Raw genomic sequence first — 21,856 nt, forward strand, 5'->3', positions numbered from 1 at the left:
GCAGGTCAATCGGGAAGCGGGATCAGAACTTGGCGCGGACGCCGAAGTTGACGGTACGCCCGAACGTGTGGATCTCGCTGACTTCGCTTTCGCTGCCCGCGAACGAGACCTGCCGTTCGTCGAGGACATTCACGGCCTGCATGAACATCTCGATATTGGGCCTGATCTTGTAGCTGGCGCCGAGATCGACGATACCGAAGCCCTTCTGGTAATACGCCACGACATCCTCGGGGCTGGGCAGCGAGGTCACGTTCGCGCCGGAATCGGTCATGTAGTTGCTGCGATAGGTGTAGCTGACGTTGATCTCGAACGGTCCCGTCTCGAAGAAGGGCGTGATCGAGTAGCTGACATCCGAAACACCCTGGATGCCCGCAGACTGGATGCCGACGCCGGTGGTGTTCAGTTCCAGCTTGGAGGTCGCGAAGGTCGCCGTGGCGGTGACGCCGAGACCGAACGGCAGCTTGTTGGTGTAGCCGAACTCGACGCCGGAGATCGCGGCATCGCCCACGTTGGTCGGGGTGGCGACCAGAATGTCCACCGGCAGCGTGGTGCCGTCGTTGACGGCGAAGGCCAGCGTGCGCGTCTCGAAGTCGGATGCGATGTAGTTGCTGATGTCCTTGTGGAACGCGGCCACGGTGAACGCACCGAACTTGTCGAAATACCATTCGAACGAAGCGTCGAAGTTCCACGAGGTATAAGGACGCAGAGCGGGATTCCCGCCCGATGCTTGCAGATTGAGCGTCGGATCATCGAGCGCCGCCGCACCCTGGTTGTAGATGCTCGTCACAGTGACGCTGTTCGTGTTGATCGAATTGCGCAGTTCGGAGAGCGAAGGGCGCGTCATCGTGCGGGCCACACCCAGACGCAGTTGCACGTTGTCCGAGAACTTGAACATCGCATTGGCGCTGGGCAGAAACTCGGCATAAGTCGCGCGCGTGGTCGTGGGAAGGACTTCGGTGGTCACGCCTCCCGAACCATCCGCGACGGGCGCGATAGTGGTGCCGCGCACGTCGGTCTGGGTGCGCACGTAACGCAGGCCGAAGTTGCCGGAAACCGGCACGTCGCCCACGTCGGATTCGAAATCGATGCGGCCATAGAGCGCCTGTATCTTCTCGCCGATGCGGTAGGAGTTCTGCAGGTCCGCTGCCGTCGGTTCCAGATCCAACGCATCGGGGCTGACGCCATCGTACTCGCTGCCAAGCGTATAGGCTTGGTTGAACAGCGACCAGTCCACATTGGTCCACGCCTGTCGGTTCACGATCGACTGGTCGAAGGCATTGCCCGGCACGGGATACTGGAGGAAGGCGTCGGTGCGCGTGAAGCCGTCGCGCAGGGTCGCACTGTTACGGTCGCGGCGCTGATAGTCACGATAGCGATCCGATATCTGCCCGCCGAACCGCAGCTTGGACAGGCGGATGCCGCCCACGTCGAAGTTCATCTCGCGCGAGATGTTGAGGATGAAGCTCTTGTCCTCGTCGATCGAATTGATCGGGCGAACGGCAAAACTCTCGAACGGCATGAGCGAAGGATCGGTCAGGTCAAGATCGGTATAGAGCGACGTGACGCGCCCTTCGTTCAGGACATCGCCGCTGAAATCGAACGTCAGGTTGCCGCCCCGTCCGCTCGCCGTGCGGTACTGGACGCGCTGGATCGGCGTGTCGAGGTCGCTGCTGGCGCGGGCGTAGCTGACGCGCGGTTCGATATGCCAGTCGCCGAGGTCCAGCTTGAACGTGGTGTTGAGCTGGAGGTTCTGGTGCGACTGGTCCATGTATTCGCTGTAGTTGCGAACCCGCGCGCCGCGGATCGTGCCCGCGACAAGTCTGCCGTCCTCGACCACTGCGCTGGACAGGTCGAGCCGCGAAAGCTGGCTCGGGATGTAATACGTCAGGCGGCGTTCGGTCGTTTCGTTGTTGAACTGCGAGAACAGGCCGTCGACGTCGATCTCGAAGCTGGAGGACGGGCGCCACTGCAGGCCGACGACGGCGCTGATGCGCTCGCGATCCTCGGTCTCCAGATAGGGCTGCGCATCGCCGGGCACCCGCAGCGTTCCGAGGCCCTCCACTTCGGCATCCTGCCATCCCATGCGCAGGCGGTCGAACTGGACCTTGCGGCGCGAATAGGACAGGCCTGCCAGTACGCCGAAGGTCTTGTCCTCATTGCGCCAGCCGGCAGAGATCGTGCCGTTGGGATTGACCGTGTCGGTCCGTTCCTCATAGCCCGCATAGGCATTGGCGGCGACGAAGGACTCCCGATCAAGCGGCTTGATGAGACGGATGTCGACCGTCGAACCGATGCCGCTCTCGACCAGGTCGGCCGTGGGCGACTTGGTAACGACGACGCTGTCGATCAGCGTGGCGGGCAGCACCTGCAGGCGGAACTGGCGGCCGGACTGGCCGGAATTGCGGATGTTCTCGTTGTAGGCGAGCGGCATGCCGTCGAACGTCACCGCCTGGAAATTCGGCCCGAGCCCGCGCACGCTGATGAACTGGCCTTCGCCTGCCTCACGCACGATGGTGACGCCGGGCACGCGTTGCAGCGCTTCGGCGACGTTGAAGGCCGGCAGTTTGCCGATATCGGCCGCGACGACCGCGTCCGATATCGAATCCGCATTGCGCTTCACGCCCAGCGAACGCTCGACACCGTCCGAAAACGGCGCGGTCACGACGATTTCACTGGCCGGGGTCGGCTCGCCGCTCGCGATTTCTGGCGTTTGCGCGGCCGCCGCCGCCAGAGGGCGGACGATGAGCGCGCCCGAACGGTCGCGCACGACCGTCAGCGAGGTGCCCGCGATCAGGCGGCGAACAGCCGTTTCCGCATCGAACTCGCCGGAAACGGCCGGAGCATTGAGGCGCGCCACGGCATCACGCGTGAACAGGATGTCCTGCCCGCTCTGGCGAGCCAGCTGCTCCAGCGCCCGATCCATCGGCTGCGCGGCGATGGCGACGCGCACCTGCCGCGACTGAGCATGCACAGAGGGCGCCAGAGACGCAGTTGAAAGAACCAGCGCAAGCGCCACCGATCGGCAAAGCTGCCGTTTGAAAGAAGTCATGTCCGATACCCCGTCCGGACGCCCATCGTGAGCGCCGCTTAATGCGTCGTCGTTCTGGACGGGCTTTTCCTCACCCCCGGAGGCAAATAAAATTCAGCGAGCCGTCGCAATCCGGATCACGTCCGGCTCTGCCGCGATCTCGACGGGCAGCAGGACCGCCAGCGAGCGGGCGAACGCCTCGGGATCGCCGACGCGGTAGACCCCGCTCAGGCGCAGGTCGGCGGCGCGAGCATCTGCGACGACCAGTTCGCGACTGCTGTAGCGGTTCATCTCCGCGACCGCCTGCGCCACGGTTTCGTCGCGGAATGCCAGTCGCCCGCTCTGCCATGCCAGCAGGTCGTCGATCTCGGGCCGGTCGAGCTTGTCCTGCCGGCCCGGCTCCATGGCGATGCGATGTCCCGTCGAAAGTTCGACACGGGCACCGGCCGACTGCACCTGCGCGCTGCCTTGCACTGCAGTGATGAGCACGACGCCGTCGTCCCGGCGCAAGTCCAGCCTGCCCGATTGCGCGACCGCGCTTCTGTCGCCCGCTTCGATGACGAAGGGTCGCACATCCCGTGCGATCTCCACATCGACGCGGCCCGATGACAGCGTCAGCAGGCGCTGCGAGGAACTCGCCGTGAAGCGCACGCGGGTGTTCGTATCGAGCATGATGCGCGTGCGGTCGTCCAGCACGAAGCGCCGCTGTTCGCCGACACCGGTTTCGTACACGCCCGCGCGGGCTTGCTGCCAGCCGAGCCCCAGCCCGCAAGTCAGGACCAGACCGGCCCCGCCCGCCATCACCGCGCGCCGGGACACGCGCTCCGGCTGCCGCGGGGGCGCAGGCCGCGGATCGTCGCGAAGACCGCCGACGGCGTCCCAGATCGTGGACGCATTCTCGAATGCACGGGCGTGTGACGGATCGGCCTTCAGCCACGCATGGAATGCCGCCTCATCCCGAGAGGATCGGTCATCCGCGTGCAGTCGAGCCAGCCAGTCCGCCGCCTGCCGGTTCATATTCTCCGGCTTGCTGCGGAAGATCACGTCACCATTTCTCCATCCACTCGGCCAGATGCGCCATCGCCTTGGCAATGTGCTTTTCGACAGCGCTCTGGCTGATGCCGAGTTCCTCGGCAATCTCGCGATATTTACGGCCGTCCAGCCGATACATCAAGAAAATCTGCCGGGTTCGAGGGCTTAGCGCCTCGATCCCCACGCGCAGACGGTCGAGCCGTTCGCGCGCGATGAGCACCTCGTCCTGCAGGGGATGGTCATCTGCAACGGTAGCCACATCCGCATCCCAGACGAGAGTTTCCCTGGCCCGTCGCTCACGACGGTGGGCATCGATGCCGCGATTGGTCGCCGCACGAGCCAGAAGCGCGTCGGCATTGCGCGCAAGGGTCGAGCCGGTGCTGACGTTGACCCATGCATCATGCAGCAGATCCTCGGCATCGTCACGCCGCGTCATGCGCGCGACCTGATCCCGCAACCGCGCCCAACTGAACGCCGAGCCCGGAGCGTACTTCGATGCGTTCGAGAACCCCATCGGGGCCACTTAGAAAAGCGAAAATGAGGTTTGATGACACATCCAAGTTCGGCGCATGACGATTCAACGCAAACATGCGGACCTGACCCCCGGATTTTCTTCCAGGCTTGATTGGAGGCTGGCGTGAAACCTGCCGGCGTAGTCGTCGCCACGGCATCGAGCTGACCTCGAACGCCGTCCTCGCCCCGTGCGGTGAGATCGGGGGCCGCACTATATTGGCTCGGGCAAGCCGATGCGGAACGATCCGAGGCGCAGGCTACATGTTGCAGGGCGGCTGAATGCTGCGGGGGATCTGGCGCACGACACCCGGGCTGGTCTCGGACTGAGCATGGTGAGGGCGATCGCGCAAGCGCACGGCGGTCATGCCCGCCTCCTCGAAAGTCTGCAGGGTTTCGCCGTGGAGTTCTCGACCTCTGCGCGCAGCTAGGTGCGATTATGGCGGGATGTTATAGTTGACGCCCCGGCCCTGCACTCCGAGGCGTCAGCCGTCCTTCAGTGATTGGGGATATGCGTGCCGAGGTGGCGTCCGGCGATGTAGCCGAATGTCATACCCGGCCCAAGCGTCCCGCCCGCGCCACCATAAGCTTCGCCCAGCACTGCCGCCATGACGTTGCCCGCCGCGTAGAGGCCGGGGATCGGGTTGCCGCTCCAGTCGAGAACCTGCGCATCGGCGTTGGTCTTCGGCCCGCCGGCGGTGCCCAGCGCGCCCGATTCCATCTTCACCGCAAAGAACGGACCCTGATCGATCACGCCTAGCGTGCGGTACGGCGGATCGAACTCGGCATCGCCCCACATGTAGAAGTTGTCGTAGGTGTTGTCGCCGCGGTTGAAATCGTCGTCGTGGCCCTTGCGCACCATGTCGTTGAAGCGCGCCACGGTGGCTGTCAGTCCCTGCGGGTCGATCCCGGCCTTCCCTGCCAGTTCCTCCAGCGTGTCGGCCTGCATCATGAACGAGGGGACCGGGCCGCCGGGCGGGGTGTTGAAGGTCTGGTACTTGTTGCGATAGCGCTGGTCGATGATGAGCCAGTAAGGCAGGTTGGCGTAGGAATGGGTGCCCGCGTCGAAGGCATGGAGGGCCTTACCCATGGCGTTGTAGTTGGCTGCCTCGTTGACGAAACGCTTGCCGTTGCGGTTGACGAGGATGGCGCCGGGTCGCGCCCGCTCGTCCGAACCGAGCAGGTAGTTGGGCTTGGCCGCGCGGTGCTGCGGCTGGAACTCCAGCACGCTCTGCTGCCAGAAGGCGTGCTGCATGTTGCCGAGCTGGGCGCCCGCCTCGATCGCCATGAGCAGGCCGTCGCCCTCGTTCTCCGGCACGCTGACCGGGCCGGTGAGGGGGCCGCGCAGGAAGGTCTTCACCAGCGTCTCGTTCCACTCGAACCCGCCGGTGGCGATGACGACCCCACGCCGCGCGCGCACATGGAAATCACGGCCGCCAGCGTCTTCGGCCACGACGCCGATCACCCGGTCGCGGTCCTTCACGAGCTTGCGCGCGCGCTTCTCGAACTCGACCGGGATGCCGCGATCGAGGACGGCGAGGAACAGCGATCCCGCCAGCGCCTGACCGAGTCCGCGATAGTCGCCCGCTTCGCGCTCGGCGAGGGTGGCTTCATCGAGGGTGCCGTTGATGGCTTCCATCAGGCTGCCGCGCACCGGATAGGCCATCTTGGTCGGGTTCACGCGGGTCGCCCACTTGCCGAGCCGCTCGAACGAGAAGGCGTCGTTGTCCAGCGAGCGGCCGCCGTCGGGCTTGGCGCCGGGCATGTAGGGCTGGTAGTCCGGGAAATCGGCATACGCGTGGAAGCGCACCGGCGTCCTGTCCGCGAGGTAGCGGATCATCTCCGGCCCCGTCTCCATGAACGCCATCAGCGTATCGGGATCGAGGTTGCCGGGCGCGAGCGAGTCGAGATAGGCGACGACGTCCTCGTCATCCTCCTCGATCCCGGCTTCGAGCTGGTGGTGGTTGCCCGGAATCCAGAGCATGCCGCCCGACATCGCGGTCGTACCGCCGACCATGCCGGTCTTTTCGAGGATCACGACGTCCTTGGCGCCGAAATCGTGTGCCGCGATCGCCGCCGTCATGGCCGCGCCGCCGGAACCGAGGACGACGACGTCCGCCTCCAGATCCCAGTTGAAGTCTTCCGTCATCATCCATCTCCCCGTCTGCTTTGGTGCGACAAGTTCGGCTCTTCGAATGCGTCAGTTCACCGCAGGTTGAAAACTAGCTTTTTGATGGTTCCGGAGAACCGGCTCCCGGCAATGGTGTAGTCGCCGTTGACCGGCGTGATCGTGTCCATGCCGACATCGAAGCCTTCGGTGTGGGACATCCAGCCCCTGATCGTGCGCCCGATGCGTCCGCTGCCGACGGGCTTGCCGTCGATGCTGATCGTCAGCGTCCCGCCCGAGCCGGGTTCGGGCCTGTCCGCCTGGAATGCGGCGGAAAGCGTGTGTGATCCGGCGGGCAGGGCCGCGTCCGCGCGGATGGTGAACTGGTCCGTCCCCACCGCATTGTAGTGGAAGACCGGCACGCCGTCCTTCAGGTAGAAGGCGTAGCCGCCGAACCGGCCGCCCTGGGTCACCAGTACGCCTCTGGCTCCTTCTGGCACCTCGACGTCGGCATCGATGGTGAACGACCTGCCGATCGTATGTGGCGCGGCATCTTCGTTGAGATGACTGAGCGGGGCGTAGTAGGTGAAGCCGGCACGGTTGCCGCCCATGGTCGGACGACCTTGCGCCCCTTCCGAATAGTCGTGGATCGGCAGGATGTTGTTCGCCGCTGCTTCCTTCCAGAACAGATCCTGAAGTTCCTTGAGCTTGCCCGGGTTCTTCGCCGCAAGGTCGTTGGCGGTGGTGAAATCCTTGTCGAGGTTGAACAGGGTCCACTTGCGGTCTCCCGGCCCGACGCCGAGCTTGCGGTCTTCGCCGACGCCCACTTCCCAAGCCATGCGCTTGGGCAGGGTGCCGGCCATCCAGCCGTCGTGGTAGATGCCGAAGTTTTCCATCATCTCGAACACCTGCGTGCGCCGTGCGGAGGGAGCCGCGGGGGCGGCGAAGCTGTACGCAAGACTGATGCCGTCGATCGGTTGCTGCTTCACGCCCTTCACCGTTTCCCGCGCCTTCACGCCTGCGACTTCGAGGATGGTCGGCGCGATATCGCTGACGTGGGCGTACTGGCTGCGGAACGTGCCGCCATCCCTGATCCGCGCGGGCCATGAGACGACCATGCCGTTGCGCGTCCCGCCCGCCTGCGAGGCGATCTGCTTCCACCACGGATAGGGGCTGTTCATCGCCCAGGCCCAGGCCGCGTTGAAGTGGTTGTAGACCTGCGGCCCGCCGATCTCGTCATAGTGAGAGGCGAGTTCGGCGAACGTCTCCCTGTGCCCGGTGATGGGCGGACTGTTCGTAGGCCAGCCCGTCGAGGCCGCCTTCCGAGCTCGACGCATGTTGTATCTGCTCGTTCAGTTGTCAAAGCCGATCACGCTGAACGCAGCCCAGAAAAATGGATGCGCATAGCCCGCGCCGGTGCTGCCATCGGCGAAGGTCATTTCGGTCGCCCTGAGAGCTTCCGGTGACGACTGTCCCGAGGCGAAGTTGCGAACCGTCTGGGTGGTCAGGGCGACCGTCGCCTTGGAGTCGACCTGCCAGTGCGATACCAGCAGAGAGCGGACGCCTGCATGGAAGAAGGCTTTTGCCAGTCCGGTCAGCGGCTCGGCATGTCCGTCGCTGCCTGCGGCGGTATTGCAGGCGGACAGGATCACCCAGTCGGCATTGAGCCGCAGTCCGGCGATCTCGCTGGCAGACAGCAGCCCGTCGTCCTGGTCCGATGCTACCGCCGGAGGAGTCAGGACCAGAGCCGCCTCGGCATAGCCCGCGAGATCGCCCGCCACGAGGCCATGCGTGGCGAATGCCAGGACGCGATAGTCGGCCAGCGGCGCGGTCTTGATCGCACGTTCCGATGCCGCGGCGCCGACCATCAGGTTCGCCGAGCCCGCCCCCAGTGCGCTCGCCATCTGCTCAAGCTCGCTGCGGCTTTCGGGCAAAGGGGTAAGGCCGGAAAGGATCGACGGATCCGCCAGCCGGGTGCGTCCCAGCGAGCGTGTCAGCACGATCTGTGCATTGACCGCCGCCTTCCCTGAGAGTTCCGGGTCGCCGACGCCAAGGAACGAACCGGAAGGTGCAACGCCCTTTTTGAGCCGCCGCAAAGCCACGGTCGATGCAGCCGATGGGAAAACGCCGATCGCATGCCGCTTTGCGACCCATTCGATGGATAGGAAGTCCGAGGCGCGGCGAATGGCGGCGGCGGGTGGTTGGCTGACCAGCACGCCGAGCGGGATGCTCGACAGCGCACCGTCCGGCACCACCAGCAACGTCTTCGCTTCGGGCGCTGCGTCGAGGGCGGGGCGAAGCAACCGCTCGTACAGACGGCTGGCGAGCATGGCGTCGAATACCGGCAGTTGTCGCACGCCCGGTGGCGGCGCGATCGAGGCGCGCAGATCCGCGACGAGACGGGACATCTCATCGCGGCCCATGTCGACCGCGTAGGCCGAGGCCGCCTCGCGGCTCGCCCAGAATACGTAGGTCCGCTTGTCCATCACTGCGAAAGTGAGAGCCAGTTCGCCGTCCTTCAGCACCGACTGCACGTCCGCGAGATCGACGACGAGCGAACGCACCACGAGATCCGACTGCGGAAATCTGCGCGAGCGTTCCAGATCGAGGCGGCTCAGTTCGGCAAGGATGGCCGACTGGCGTTGCAGCATGTCGCGCTGTTCGGCTTGAGGGCTCTCGGCAGAATCGGGATCACTTCTGGCAAGCTGACGGTTGCGTTCGGTATCCAGCAGCTTCCATTCCTGGACGAGATCGTCGCGGCGGCGGAGCATCTCCGCAAGCGGCCCCTGGTTCGCCTGCAGGCGCCGCGACATCTGCGCGATGGCTGCTCCGGTGCTGATGGAGGACGCAAGCTGCGCCGTCCGAAACGCCGGATTGACGAGATCATTGCCGATTGCCCCGGACGCGGTGAAGGCAAGGTCCAGATCCTGTTGCAGAATCTCGCGCGAACGCCGCCGTTCCGCCTCGGCATCGGCCCAGGGTGCGTCTTCCCCGAGGTTCAGCCGCTGCTCCAGCGTGCCGACCGCTTCGGAACTGGCTTTGCGCGCCGCTGCCATCTGCGCCATCGCGGCATGAGCGGCGGCGATGCGTGACAGGGTGAGGCCCGCCGATTGCGGCGTCATGCTCCCCCCGCCACGCTGGATCGCGAGCGCGCGCTGGAGCAGGGGCATGGCCACTTCCGGCTTGCCCTCGTCCAGCGCGATCTCGCCCAGCGCGACGAGGCCGGGCGGCAGGTCTGCGGAGTCCTTTCCGCGGGCACGTTCGAACCCGCCGATTGCCGCAGCGAAAGCGGCCTTCGCCTCCGGAATGCGCTTCTGTTGTCGATAGCATCGGCCCAGCGCCGCATTGGCGCCCGCACGAGCGCGCGTATGGTCGCCGGGCACCGTGGCCAGCATCGCCAGTCCCCGCTCTACCGTCGTGATCGCCGAAGCCGCGTCGCCCGCGGCTTCCAGCACGAAAGCCCGCTCGATCTCCGCCTCCGCCTCGCGCGCGCTGGGGCCGCCGTAGACATCGCGGAAAGCAGCGGAGGACCGGTCGAAGAAGGAGGAGGCGAGGGGGTATTCGCCCGCCAGATAGGCGGCATCGGCAAGCCCGAAGTATATCTCGCCCTTGCGTGGGCTATGCGCGATCCCGACGCGCTGGTGCTCCAGCAGCGCGGCGTCGTAGTCCAGCCGCGCCTCGCTGACCTCGCGGCGCAGTAGGTGGATCGAGGCGCGACGCTGAAGCAGGTCGACGCGCAGCGTCCGGTCGCAGGCCAGCGTTGCCGGATCGAGCGCCTTGTCGGCGGCGCTCGTCAGCGCCAGCGCTTCATGAAACTGCCCGCGATCGAAGGCGAGGCCGGCGCGGGCGAGTGCGAGGCGTCCGTCACTTGCGGTGCCCGGGCCGAGTGTCGCGAGAACCTGTCCGGCTTCCGTGATCTGTCCGTTATAGCGGTATGCCTCGGCCAGTTGGAGCCGCGCCTGAGCGAGCAGCGCCTGCGCCGTCCCGGCCGATTGCACGGCGGCTTGCGCTTCGCGCACGGCCTCGGCACCCAGGCCGCGTGCTATCGCGAGCCTGCTTGAAGCGATGGCGCTGCCGACCGCCATGTCGGGTGCCGTCTCTCGGAAGTGACGGTCGGCGGCCTGCAGCGGCGCGGCGGCATCGTCCAGCCGGTCCTGCCCCATCAGCGCATCGGCGAGGCGCAATTGCGCGACGGCGAACAGCAAGGCGAAAGATGCTCCTGCATTCTGCGTCAACCCGATCGCTTCGCGGGCGTCGGCCTCCGCTCCCGCAAGGTCGCCGAGGCGCATGCGCAGCGAGGAGGTATCGACAAGGAGCAATGCAAGCTGCGGGTTGCCCGCAGGCCATTCCGTGCGGGCCTGTGTCAGCGCCGCCTGCGCCCCGGTGAGGGCGTCGGGAATCCGGCACTGCGCGGCAAGCGCGCGCGAGGCGGTGATGCGCTCCGCCACGCTCTGCGCCGCTGCGGGGAGCGGGGTGCCCATGAACGCCGCAAGCCCCGTGAGCAGCCCCAACCAGACGCGCCGCCGCATGGCTCAGGGCCGTGTTTCGCCCGCGAATGTGCCGACGACTGAGTAAGTGCCCGTCGTATTGAGCATCTGGAACTGCCCCACCGTGCCCAGCGGCAGGGCCGCACCGTTGCCTACGAGTTCGCCCGTCACGCTTGCCTGCACATTGTTCACGAGGTTCGAGAGGCCCGAGTAGGACGCGCCGCTCCCGGGCGTCAGGCCGATGCTGTAGGTCGCATCGGGGCCGCTTCCGCTCGCCGCCGGGAACTGCAGGCTCATCGCATACTTGCGGCCGGAGAAGTCCCAGTCCTGCGTGAACTTGCCGACATCGACCCGCGATGTCTGGTTGTCGATCACCGAACCGATGGCGTGGCCGCTGTAGGTCGCCCGGCCGGAGAGCGACTGCACCGGCGCTCCGGCCCACCGCTCGCCCACGGCCCAGCTCGACAGCGCGGTGTGGCGCTGCGGATCGGTAGCCGAGCCGGTCGACATGTCGCCGAAGAAGAAGCCCCACTGCACGTGCTGATACCTGGTGTTCAGATCCGCGAACGCGGTTGAATCCCCGACCAGTCCCGCGCCCGCGACGAGCACCGCGCCGGTCGTCGTCGCGGCGGCGAAGTTCTCCCTGTCGATGAAGGCGCTCGCCCCGCCGCTGCCGCCGAGTTGATAGGTCGAGCCATCGAACTGCATGGCCGCATCCACGGTGTTGTCCGCACCGTTCACCGAGACATTGCTCACCCTACCGAGCGCGAGGCGCCCGCCTGCAGCCGTCTCGACCAGACCGGCGACATAGCCGGTGTTCGACGCAACCGGGATCGCACCGCGCAACACCGTCTCGTCACGCGTGGCGAGGCGAAGGAAGCCGTATTGCGAGGAGTTTCCGTTGAGTTGATCGATGGTGCCGCCGGTCGTTCCTGACCCTTCGCCGACGTTCTCCAGCACGAAGTACGAGGCGTAGCCGGGATTGCTCTCGTCGCCACCGAAGGACGAGGCGACCAGCGGGCTCGAGATCGCTAGGGTCGAACTGCTACCCGAATGGGTGGAGCCGAAAGTGCGACCTGCGACCGTCACTTGGGCGCGATCGTCATTTAATACGCCGTCGGCGTAAGTGAGGGTGCCCAGCGTGACGCTGATCGTGCTTGCGGAACCGTTGGCAGAGAGCCCGAAATCCGCCTGATACAGCCGTGAAACAAGGCTTCCTGCCGGATTGGCGACGTAGAGCGGGGTGGATTGCAGCGTCCCGACGTCTATCCCGGCTGGCAATGTCTGCGTGGGCATGAAGGCGCGGAAGGCGAGGGGCGCGTCGGAAGCCTTGAATGTCAGGTCCGTTGCAAGGTCAGCGGTATTCAAGCCTCGGGTCAGCGCGAAGGAATCGATACTGGCTGTGCTCGAAAGGCGGGTGGACGTTCGTGAAACGTCGCCTGTGCCGAAGACGAAGATCGAATTATCCGACAAGGACGTTTGTTCAATATAAAGGAAATTATTGGGTGATCTGTCGCCATTGGTTCCCGGCGGCTTTTCCAGGCTGCCAAAGCCTTTCTGGAAAATTCCGATACCGACATCGATGTCGCCTATGCTGAGTTTATCGACCAGATACTCGTTAATATACGCGACATAACCTTCGTAAGTCGTCGGTGCCTTGGACGGATCGCTTATCGAAGGCGCACCCGCGCCGGTTATGCTCTTTGCGAGAACCGGGCCATTGTATTGCGAGACGGATATCGTGCCATCATCGGGGAATGAAAGAATGGGGAGGATAAGAGCGTAACCACCGCGCCCTGCATCGCTTATGCTTGCCAGTTCCGGCTGAGAAGTCAGGATAAGCAGATCCTGCTCTTCAAATCTTGTCGATATGAAGAAATAGTCCATCGAATCGACGTAGCCTATCTCTTTACCGTCCGAGCTTACGTATGCATATCCATCCGAGTTCAGATAATATAACTCGTTATTGAATTCTATGAATGACTTGTCGGCAGATTGCGATATCTGGGTTCTCTCGATTTCCAAAGAAAACTCCTGGTTCGCGCTTTGAGCCAAGCCTAAAGAGAAAATGTATGAAAGGTCTTCCGAAAAATTGTCGGTCTCCACTCCGCCGATGGTGTGTCTGGTTAAGGAAGAGGGGCTGTTTTCCTTCAAGTCGTAGTCAAAGCTCGGTGATCCGATAAACCTGTTGGAGGCTAGGCCGACGTCTCTTCTGCAACGAAAGCTGGAGCAGGCCGTGGCGCTCGAAGATGTGAGATCTTGCGCCAGAAGCAGGTCGTTGGCAGCGTCGCCCAGTGAAGGGTTCCCCTGCGTAGGCACTGTCCCTGTACTCACGCCCGCTACGGTGATGACCTGTCCCCCCGGCAGCGTGATCGTCCGCCCCGGTCCGCCGAACTCCAGCGAGCCCGTCGGCTGGTTGATGGCCACTTCGCTGCGCACGAGCTGCGTGTCGGTCTCCGGCGCCTGTTCGGCTTCGGCGTCGACGTCGCTTTCGGCCACTTTCACCAGTCGCGCCATGCCGCCCGTGCGCAGGCCGGGATTGATGACGGCGGCGTCGGCGAAGGCCCGTCCCCGGCTCTGGCGTCGGGGAGCGGACACGCCGCCGTCGGCGATGACGGCTTCGAAGCCCGGTTTTTCGATCCGGACGTCGCCCCTGTCGGCCATCACCGCCAGCGTTCCGGCGAGCAGCGATGCGCGGGTGCCGCCGCTTTCCGTCGTCACGAAGGCCCCGCCGTTCGCGAGGCTGAGACGGCCGCCCGGCGCGACCAGTTCTATCGGCGCGGCACGGTTGAGCTGCCCGCCCATCAAGCGCACCGACCCGGCCTCAAGCTGCGCCGAGAAGCTTCCCGTGCCGGTCGCCGGATCGAACGTGTAGTCGCTGACGAGAACCGCGCTCGACGGGCCGAGGACGATCGAACCGCCGTCCGACAGCAGGATCTCGAACGTCTCGTTTGGACCGGAGGCAAAGCGCTCTCCGCGCACCGAGGCGCGCTCGGTCCGCGCCACGGTGCGGGGTGAGAGTTCGACCCGCAGGGCGGTGCCCGCGGCGATCTCGGCCCGGGAAGCCGTGGGCGTCGTCAGTCCTGCCGCCGCAGTCGTGCAGGCCAGCGCGGCGCGCAGCCAGCCGGTGCGGGAACGGGTGCGCTTGATGGAATTCGTCATCGGCAAATCCTTCCCTTCGCTCAAAATCGCGCGGTCACGCCGAACAGGCCGGACACGTTGTTGTAATCGTAATTCGGGAGATTGGCCCGGTTCCAGGTGTGCTGGAAACGCGCGTCGAGGGCGAGGCTGGCGTTCAGCGGGATGCTGAGGGCCAGCGCGACGTCGAAGCGGTCCTCCTGCCGGCGGGTGTCTCGGTCCACCAGTGTGTCGGGCTCTTCGTAGCGGGTATAGCGGTAGCCGAAGCTGCCCGAGAGATACCAGGCGAGCGTGCCGACCGGCGGCGCGAAGACATGGCCGAGGCCGATCTGCGCCGCGCCGGACTTGCGCGACTGATAGGCGCGGTCAGCATCGACGATCTGTCCGTTGACGTTGCCGATCAGGCGGGTTCGGGGCTGGAACTGCCAGGTGCCCTGCACCTGACCCGTCCAGTAATCGCCCGACTGGTCGGATGCCGCGCCGCGCAGGGTCGAGTTGCGGTAAGTGCGGTCCTCGTATCGTCCCTCGATCGCGACGCTGGTGGTCAGTCCGGTGCGGAACAGCAGGTCGGCGCCGCCGCCGACGCTGCCGTAATAGCGGTCGCCGCCCAGCGACAGCAGCGTGCCCAGCACGTAAGGGCGCACGAGGCCGGTCGATGAGGTCGCCCCGCCAAGATTGAAGCGGGGTCCGAACCGGCCCTGCAGGTACGTCAGGTCGATGTCGGTCTCGTCGCGATACCAGTTCTGCGAGGCGTAGCCGTCGAGCACCAGTTCGTGCCCGGCCTGCCCTCCGAGGCCGACCGCAGCCTCCAGATTGCCGGAGAGGTTGAACGAGAAGTCGCCGCCGCGCGGGATGGTCAGGTCGTCGCCGCTCAGGATGATCGGGGAGACATTGCCGAGTTGCGGCTGCACGCTGACGAAGTCGGGGGAGCCGTTGGGGTTGGACTGATACTGCACGCCCGAGGACAGGAAGCCTGCGAGCCGCAATGTGCTGAGGTTGCCTTCGGCGGTGCGCAGCGCCTGCCGGGCGCGGATGCGCGCATCGGGCGGTGCGTCCGGCGCATTGACCGCCGCTTCGAGGTAGGAGCGCGCAAGATCCGCCTGTCCTACACGGAGGTAGAGCAGGCCCAGTTCCAGCTTGATGTTCGCCAGATCGGGATTGATCTGGAGCACGCGTTCGAGCGCGGCGATGGCGGCCTTGGTGTCCCCGGCGGCCGCCGCTGCGCGGGCGTACTGGAACGATGTCTCGGCGTCCTCCAGATTGCGCGAGAGTTGTTCGAGATCGGCTTGCGGAGCCTCCTGCGCGGAAACGGAACTACTAGCGATGATTGCCAGTGGCGCGAAAATAAATTGAGCAGTTACAGCCCAAAACCGCATATCAACCCCGCCATTTGTTGCCCCGATTCTTCTAAATCAACACATATTCTTTATCGATTGGCAAGAAGAGTTGCGAAAATTGTAAATTAACGACAATGATATCCTCCTGAAATTTCCTTATAAAAATTTCTCGATGAATTATATTTATATTTCTTTTCAATCAGTTCGCTAATTGGCGTTGCGCTCGTGGTCGATAGATGCGCATTCGGTTATCGTCATGAGTATAGGTATGGGGCATAAGCGCGGCGGGATTCGAGCGAGGCGCGTATGGGCAAGTCGGTGCGGGCAGTGTTGTTCTGCGTGAGCTGCGTCATCGCGCCGGGTTCCGTCGCCCACGCGCAGGACACCGAGGCGCTTTCCGAGCGGGACGTCGATTGCTTCGTTGCGGGTTGCGACGAGGATGCTGCGCGTTGCGAAGACGCAGCGGCGTGCCCTCCCGCCGATAACGGGATGCCGAGCATGACTACGCCCCGGCCTTTTGCTCTGCCCGTGGGTGGCGACAAGGGGGGCACATCCACGAAAGCGGCCCGCCCGCCCGCGCGCAGATCGCTCGACATGAGGATACAGTTCGAACTCGGCTCCTACGAACTGACGCCTCGGGCCCGGGCCAATGCGGACCTCATCGCCCGGGCCTTGTCTGCCGACCGCGCCAACCGGGTGTTCACCATCGCAGGCCATACCGACGCGATCGGCAACGCAGCCTATAACCGGCAATTGTCGCGCGACCGCGCGCAGGCCGTCACCGATTATCTGATCGGCAAGGGAGTCCCGCCGGGAAAGGTGCGCACTGTGGGATACGGCTTCTCGCGGCCGCTCGGCAACCGCGCTGCCACTGATCCCGCGAACCGGCGCGTCGAGATCGTGCGGCAGTAGGAATGGCGGCGGCCGGGGATGGGCCGCCTTAGCGCTGGCGCAGTGCCTCCAGCACGACCGCAAACGCAGCCGATGGATGGCGGCGGCTGGGGTAGTAGAGGTGATAGCCGGGGAACGGCGCGCACCAGTCCTCAAGTATGCGGACGAGGCGGCCTGACGCGAGGTGGTCGAGGATCTGGTCTTCGGGAACGAAGGCCAGCCCGAGCCCGTCGAGCACGGATGCCAGCCGCAGCCCGCCGTGGTTGACGACCACCTGCCCCTCGATGCGCACCCGCATTTCGCGCCCGCCGCGCTCGAACTCCCAGGCATAAAGACCGCCGTAGGTGGGCAGGCGGATGTTGATGCAGTTGTGCGCCGTCAGGCCCTGTGGCGTCTCGGGAGCCGGATGGCGGGCGAAGTAGTCCGGCGACCCGACCACGGCCATGCGCATGTCCGGGCCGATGCGGACCGCCACCATGTCCTTGGCCACCTGCTCCCCCAACCGGACGCCTGCGTCGAAGCCCTGCGCGACGATATCGGTCAGGCCGTAATCGACGACGATCTCCACATGCAGGTCCGGATGGTCCGGCAGGATGCGGTTCAGCGCGGGTTGCAGGATCGAGATCGCGGGATGCTCGCCGGCGGTGATCCGCACCGTGCCCGCCGGCTTGTCGCGCAGGGCGGTGAGGGCCACCAGTTCCTGCTCGATATCCTCGAAGCGCGGGGCCAGCGTGCGGAGCAGGCGCTCGCCCGCCTCGGTCGGCATGACGCTGCGGGTGCTGCGGGTCAGCAGGCGCAGGCCGAGCCGCGCTTCGAGGCCCTTGATGGTCTGGCTGAGGGCGGACTGCGAAACCCCGAGCTTCGCCGCCGCCCGCGTGAAACTACGCTCCCGCGCGACGGCGACGAACGCGGCCAGATGATCGAAGCTCTCAGTCATTCATTAGCCAGCCTAATCGCGACATCCCGATTATAGGTTCTAATCGATGGCGGTGGCGAGGGCTATGTTGGTGCTCCGAGTGAAATGCCGTTCTCGTCCTCCGACGAAGGTTGGCGGCGACGGCCTGTGAACGAAAGAGCGACAAATGGAAAAGCGGCAGCTTGGCAAGTCAGGCCTTGAGGTTTCTGCGCTGGGTTTCGGATGCATGGGGCTCAGCTTCGGCTATGGCCCGCCGACGGATCATGACGATGCGATCGCACTGCTCCGCGCGACGCACGAGAAGGGCGTCACTTTCTTCGATACGGCGGAGGCTTACGGGCCGGGCCACAATGAGGAACTGGTCGGCGAAGCGCTGGCGCCGGTTCGCGACGAAGTGGTGATCGCCACCAAGTTCGGCTTCCGCAACGGCGTGCCCACGGACGGGCTGGACAGCCGCCCCGAACGTATCCGGCAGGTCGCCGACGAAGCCCTGATGCGGCTCAAGACCGACCGGATCGACCTGTTCTATCAGCACCGCGTCGATCCGAACGTGCTGATCGAGGACGTGGCGGGCACCGTGAAAGATCTGATCGCGGCGGGCAAGGTGAAGCACTTCGGCATGTCCGAGGCGGGGCCGGAATCGATCCGCCGCGCCCATGCGGTGCAGCCCGTCGCCGCGCTGCAGAGCGAATACTCGATGTTCTGGCGCGAGCCGGAGGCGGAAATCCTGCCGCTGCTGGAGGAACTGGGCATCGGCTTCGTGCCGTTCGCGCCGCTCGGCAAGGGGTTTCTGACCGGAAAGATGACTGCCGGGACCGAGTTCGCGAAGGACGATTTCCGCAGCACCGTTCCCCGCTTCCAGGCCGATGCCCTTGCCGCGAACCAGGCGCTGGTCGACCTCGTGACCGGCATCGCCTCCGAAAAGGCATGTACTCCGGCGCAGGTCGCGCTTGCGTGGCTGCTCGCCCAGCGGCCGTGGATCGTGCCGATCCCGGGGACGACCAAGCTGCACCGGCTTGAGGAGAATCTGGGCGGCGCGGACGTCGAACTGACCGGCGACGACCTTGCGCGCATCGCCGAAGAACTCGGCCGCATCGAGCTTCGGGGGGAGCGCTACTCCGCCACGCACCAGAGTCTCATCAACCGCTGAGCCTTCCGGGCACGAGCCGAATCCCCGCAGGGGACCGGCATTCGCCTGCGGGGCAGCAGCGCCTTTCAAGGCACAAGCGCAGTGCAGCGGCAGGGCCGCCGCGCTGCGCTTTGGCGATTCGAAGCTCCGGCGAAAACAGCATGAGCGGATCGGGGGGCTGTGTTATCTTGAGCGCGGAAAACTGCGCCGCGCGCGGATCGACTCAGGTCATGGGAAGTCCGGAAGCGGGCGATATTGCGGCTGCGAACTCGCTTAAGCCCGCGTGTTTGAAGGCATGACGCGGCAACGTCGATAGGGCGTAGACGGCGGAAACAATCCGTATTACCATATCTGCAATAAGTATTACTGACATGGGTGGTCAAATATTACGAGGGCAGGCGTATGGGCGGAGTTCTTGTTGGTAAGCGGGTGATCGGTGCCGAGGCGCCGGTCACTGTCGGATGGGAAAACATCGGCCGGGTCGAGGGCGGGCCGGTCAAGCAGTTCATCTTCACCTGGTTCCAGCCGACGGTGCTCTTCGCGCTGATCGCGTTCTGGTACTACGCTCCCAACTCGATCGCCAAGGCGTCCACCGCGATCGGCATCGGCATCGGTTTCCGCGCACTGCTGCTGGCGATGGAATGGTTCTTTCCCCGCTACGAAAGCTGGCGGCTGACCTGGAAGGAATTCGCCACCGACCTGTTCTTCGTCGGCCTCGGCTACACGATCCTGCGCATCGTCGACAACTACATCGGCGACGGCGCGATGATCGAGGCGATCCAGCACCAGTTCGACTGGGACAAGTTCGCGTGGTTCACCGGACTGCCGCTGCTGCTCCAGGCATTCCTGATCTCGTTCATCTTCGATTTCGGCCAGTACTGGATGCATCGCGGGATGCACAACTGGTATCCGCTGTGGCTGCCCCACTCGGTCCATCACTACATCACCCAGCTGAACATCAACAAGGGCGCGGTCGGCAACCCGGTGGAGCTGTTCCTGATCGGCCTCGGCATCGGCGGCTTCTTCGACTTCCTGCCGCGCGCGTTCCTGCTGGCCGGCGCGATCGGCATGGCGATCGGCAGCTATCAGCACATCAACGTGCGCTTCAACACGCCGCGCTGGTGGCGCTTCCTGTTCCACACGACGGAACATCACAGCCTCCACCACTCGCAGGATTTCGAGGCGAGCCGCAGCAACTTCACCAACACCTACATCTTCATCGACCGCATGTTCGGCACTTGCGTCGATGGCGAGGCGGAGCTGCTGGGCATGGAAGGCGGCCGCCGCATGGGCATCCGCGAGCAGATGACTTTCCCCTTCACCGAAGGCTGGAAGACCCTGAAAGAGCGCTTCGGCGGCCTGCGTCCCACCACGGCCATCCCCGCCGAATGATCGGGGCCGCCGTTCCGCAGCCCTCCACCATTTCCCGCAATGCCGGGCCCCGGCGCCCATGACCTCCCCGACCGCCCGGGGAGCATGGGGAAGCCGTGCCGAAAGGAAGACCATGAACGCGCGTTTCATCGACTGGATATGGCACATCAGGGGCAGCCTGCCGCTCGCGCCCGGACAATCCCGCGATGACGCCTTCGACCGGCTTGCCCCGCTGTTCCACCAGACCGGAACCAGCCATGAGCGCGGCGACGACACGCTGCGCTTCAGCAAGAAGGACCAGGCGGCGCAGGACCGGATGTCGGTCTTCGACGGGGGGACGCTCAGGATCGAGAACGGCGCGGCCGGATCGGTGCTGCGCTATCACATGACCAGCCGCGCGCTGCTGTTCTGCTTCCTCGCGCCGCTGCTGTTCCTCGCCTTTGCGCAGCTCAACATCACGCTCGGCAAGATGGAGAAGCCCGCCGCCGAGGAAGCGGCGAAGAAGGACAAGGACGCCGACAAGAAGAAGCCCGAAGTGGCGATGAACCCCATCGACAAGTTCCTCGGCGCCCCCGCTCCTGACAAGCCCAAGAAGGACAAGCCCAAGGAGGAGGACAAGAAGCACTCGCCCACTTCCGCCTACGTCTTTGCGGGTATCTTCGCGACGCTCTACGTGATCGGGCGGATCCTGGAGGACAGGAAGATCAGGTCGCTCATCAGGCGGAATCTGCTGGGATAGCCTGCGCCGGTACTTTGGCGGCCAGAGTCTCGAACAGCCGGTCCACAGCGTCGGCGAGCCGCTCGTCGAGAAGCGCCAGCAGTTCGGTCCAGCCAGACAGCCCGTCCAGTTCGCCGGGGCCGTCGGACACGCCGCGCAGACCGATCATCGGCACGCCGAACCGCTGGCAGGCGCGCAGCACGGCATAGGTCTCCATCTCGACCAGATCGGCGTCGATCTGCGCATAGTCATCCCCGCCGACGATATTGCCGCCGGTCGAGAGCGATGCGCGGGGCACGTCCGGCAGCGGAGCGCGGATCGGCAGGACCGCGGGGTGATCGGCGAACGGCGTGACACCCTTGGCGAAGCCGAGGCGCGATGCGTCCATGTCCCGCCAGGATACGCTCTCCACCTGATACACCGCGCCCAGCGTGCAGCGCCGCGATCCCGCCGAGCCGAGCGAGACGACGAGGTCCGGCAATTCACCGGTGGCGCGAAGCCGTTCGAGGCACAGGGTCGTGTTGACCGCCGCCTCGACCGGGCCGACGCCGGTGATGAGCGGCGTCATCCGCGCCTTCAGGTGCAGGCCGTATTCGTGGTCGGTCGCCATGACGAACAGCACGCGCTTCCCTGCAATTGACGTTGGCTTCACGACTGGCTCCTGGATCGGTGTGGCGGCGCGAGCTTTCGCAAACGCGCAAGACACAGGCAAGACATCTCGGGCGGTCATACGCCACTGATGGCGGCTTGATTTTCCGATCGCCGGAGTGCCAAGTCCGCCCATGCATACCCACACCCGCGCGCTGATCGCCGCTGCCGCCTTCGCCATCGTCACCCGCAAGAAGGTCGCGGGCCTCTACGACCACGCCGCACAGCGAGACCTTCAGATCGCGGCCGAATTCCGCGACGGCCAACTACAGGGCCTCGACGGCGATCGCGGAGCGAAGTTCGGCGGGACGCTGCCGGAAATCCGCGATCTGGCAGATGGAACGTCCCTGTCCATCGAGGCGGATGGAACCGGCGTGAAGGGCTACGACAGAGGTTCGTCGACGTTCTTTGCGGCGCGGGTCGAAGGCGGTCTGGTGCAGGTCTACGATTACGCCGAAGCCGCGTGGTTCACCTACGACGTGCAGGATCCCGACGCCGCCAGCGATTACCATCGCGCCTCCGGCACCGTTCTCTAGCTGCCGCG

Annotated in this window: 15 protein-coding genes; 5 read left to right on the forward strand and 10 right to left on the reverse strand. The window is 65.1% G+C overall.

Translation table 11 applies throughout. The annotated features are described in order from the left end of the window. Nucleotides 1-22: 22 nt before the first annotated feature. The 8 genes from LO787_RS17660 to LO787_RS17695 form a co-directional block, all read right to left on the reverse strand. Entirely contained in the window at nucleotides 23-2,971 is a 2,949-nt protein-coding gene (locus LO787_RS17660; RefSeq protein WP_232492301.1) for a TonB-dependent receptor, read from the reverse strand. Nucleotides 2,972-3,142: 171 nt separating this feature from the next. Beyond that, complete coding sequence (locus LO787_RS17665) at nucleotides 3,143-4,072, reverse strand: FecR family protein (RefSeq protein WP_232492302.1); 930 nt, start codon at nucleotides 4,070-4,072, stop codon at nucleotides 3,143-3,145. Between the two features lies 1 nt (nucleotide 4,073). Next, on the reverse strand, nucleotides 4,074-4,574 hold the full coding sequence (locus LO787_RS17670) for an RNA polymerase sigma factor (protein ID WP_232492303.1): 501 nt from the start codon (nucleotides 4,572-4,574) through the stop codon (nucleotides 4,074-4,076). A 492-nt stretch (nucleotides 4,575-5,066) separates the two neighbouring features. Next, the gene (locus tag LO787_RS17675) at nucleotides 5,067-6,722 is read right to left on the reverse strand and encodes an FAD-binding protein (protein ID WP_232492304.1); all 1,656 of its coding nucleotides are present in this window, start codon (nucleotides 6,720-6,722) and stop codon (nucleotides 5,067-5,069) included. A 53-nt stretch (nucleotides 6,723-6,775) separates the two neighbouring features. Continuing rightward, nucleotides 6,776-8,014: an alkaline phosphatase family protein gene (locus tag LO787_RS17680; RefSeq protein ID WP_232492305.1), complete on the reverse strand. Its 1,239-nt coding sequence runs from the start codon at nucleotides 8,012-8,014 to the stop codon at nucleotides 6,776-6,778. Nucleotides 8,015-8,029: 15 nt separating this feature from the next. Beyond that, nucleotides 8,030-11,158, reverse strand: a complete 3,129-nt coding sequence (locus LO787_RS17685) for a CHAT domain-containing tetratricopeptide repeat protein (protein WP_232492306.1) — start codon at nucleotides 11,156-11,158, stop codon at nucleotides 8,030-8,032. A 51-nt stretch (nucleotides 11,159-11,209) separates the two neighbouring features. Further along, nucleotides 11,210-14,326 carry a FecR family protein gene (locus LO787_RS17690; protein WP_232492307.1) on the reverse strand — a complete coding sequence of 1,039 codons (3,117 nt, stop codon included), beginning with the start codon at nucleotides 14,324-14,326 and terminating at the stop codon, nucleotides 11,210-11,212. A 20-nt stretch (nucleotides 14,327-14,346) separates the two neighbouring features. Then, nucleotides 14,347-15,678 (reverse strand): tetratricopeptide repeat protein, encoded by a 1,332-nt coding sequence (locus LO787_RS17695; protein ID WP_232492308.1) that lies wholly within the window; start codon nucleotides 15,676-15,678, stop codon nucleotides 14,347-14,349. A 267-nt stretch (nucleotides 15,679-15,945) separates the two neighbouring features. Here LO787_RS17695 and LO787_RS17700 point away from each other — a divergent pair, with 267 nt between their 5' ends. Continuing rightward, a complete protein-coding gene (locus tag LO787_RS17700; protein WP_232492309.1) occupies nucleotides 15,946-16,551 on the forward strand; it encodes an OmpA family protein in 606 nt (201 codons plus the stop codon). 28 nt (nucleotides 16,552-16,579) lie between these two features. Here the strand turns inward: LO787_RS17700 and LO787_RS17705 are convergent, their stop codons facing one another. Continuing rightward, complete coding sequence (locus LO787_RS17705) at nucleotides 16,580-17,467, reverse strand: LysR family transcriptional regulator (RefSeq protein ID WP_232492310.1); 888 nt, start codon at nucleotides 17,465-17,467, stop codon at nucleotides 16,580-16,582. Between the two features lie 145 nt (nucleotides 17,468-17,612). Between LO787_RS17705 and LO787_RS17710 the strand changes: the two genes are divergently transcribed. From LO787_RS17710 to LO787_RS17720, 3 genes are all read left to right on the forward strand, one after another. Beyond that, entirely contained in the window at nucleotides 17,613-18,596 is a 984-nt protein-coding gene (locus LO787_RS17710; protein WP_232492311.1) for an aldo/keto reductase, read from the forward strand. Between the two features lie 381 nt (nucleotides 18,597-18,977). Beyond that, entirely contained in the window at nucleotides 18,978-19,967 is a 990-nt protein-coding gene (locus tag LO787_RS17715; RefSeq protein ID WP_232492312.1) for a sterol desaturase family protein, read from the forward strand. A gap of 112 nt (nucleotides 19,968-20,079) precedes the next feature. Then, complete coding sequence (locus LO787_RS17720) at nucleotides 20,080-20,685, forward strand: hypothetical protein (protein ID WP_232492313.1); 606 nt, start codon at nucleotides 20,080-20,082, stop codon at nucleotides 20,683-20,685. On the opposite strand, the gene LO787_RS17725 is transcribed toward LO787_RS17720, so the two are convergent. Next, nucleotides 20,663-21,274, reverse strand: coding sequence for a 5'-methylthioadenosine/S-adenosylhomocysteine nucleosidase (locus LO787_RS17725; RefSeq protein ID WP_232496357.1), 612 nt, complete (start codon nucleotides 21,272-21,274; stop codon nucleotides 20,663-20,665). The two genes, LO787_RS17720 and LO787_RS17725, sit on opposite strands and share 23 nt — an antisense overlap. 172 nt (nucleotides 21,275-21,446) lie before the next feature. Between LO787_RS17725 and LO787_RS17730 the strand changes: the two genes are divergently transcribed. Further along, complete coding sequence (locus tag LO787_RS17730) at nucleotides 21,447-21,848, forward strand: hypothetical protein (RefSeq protein ID WP_232492314.1); 402 nt, start codon at nucleotides 21,447-21,449, stop codon at nucleotides 21,846-21,848. Nucleotides 21,849-21,856 lie beyond the last annotated feature (8 nt).

Source organism: Novosphingobium kaempferiae, from assembly GCF_021227995.1.
Classification (GTDB): Bacteria; Pseudomonadota; Alphaproteobacteria; order Sphingomonadales; family Sphingomonadaceae; genus Novosphingobium; species Novosphingobium kaempferiae.

Coding starts and splice junctions, on each gene's coding strand:
- LO787_RS17680 (WP_232492305.1), bottom strand. CDS start 8,014: ATGCGTCGAGCTCGGAAGGCGGCCTCGACGGGCTGGCCTACGAACAGT.
- LO787_RS17690 (WP_232492307.1), bottom strand. CDS start 14,326: ATGACGAATTCCATCAAGCGCACCCGTTCCCGCACCGGCTGGCTGCGC.
- LO787_RS17670 (WP_232492303.1), bottom strand. CDS start 4,574: ATGGGGTTCTCGAACGCATCGAAGTACGCTCCGGGCTCGGCGTTCAGT.
- LO787_RS17720 (WP_232492313.1), top strand. CDS start 20,080: ATGAACGCGCGTTTCATCGACTGGATATGGCACATCAGGGGCAGCCTG.
- LO787_RS17725 (WP_232496357.1), bottom strand. CDS start 21,274: ATGGCGACCGACCACGAATACGGCCTGCACCTGAAGGCGCGGATGACG.
- LO787_RS17700 (WP_232492309.1), top strand. CDS start 15,946: ATGGGCAAGTCGGTGCGGGCAGTGTTGTTCTGCGTGAGCTGCGTCATC.
- LO787_RS17685 (WP_232492306.1), bottom strand. CDS start 11,158: ATGGGCACCCCGCTCCCCGCAGCGGCGCAGAGCGTGGCGGAGCGCATC.
- LO787_RS17675 (WP_232492304.1), bottom strand. CDS start 6,722: ATGATGACGGAAGACTTCAACTGGGATCTGGAGGCGGACGTCGTCGTC.
- LO787_RS17715 (WP_232492312.1), top strand. CDS start 18,978: ATGGGCGGAGTTCTTGTTGGTAAGCGGGTGATCGGTGCCGAGGCGCCG.
- LO787_RS17730 (WP_232492314.1), top strand. CDS start 21,447: ATGCATACCCACACCCGCGCGCTGATCGCCGCTGCCGCCTTCGCCATC.
- LO787_RS17710 (WP_232492311.1), top strand. CDS start 17,613: ATGGAAAAGCGGCAGCTTGGCAAGTCAGGCCTTGAGGTTTCTGCGCTG.
- LO787_RS17695 (WP_232492308.1), bottom strand. CDS start 15,678: ATGCGGTTTTGGGCTGTAACTGCTCAATTTATTTTCGCGCCACTGGCA.
- LO787_RS17705 (WP_232492310.1), bottom strand. CDS start 17,467: ATGACTGAGAGCTTCGATCATCTGGCCGCGTTCGTCGCCGTCGCGCGG.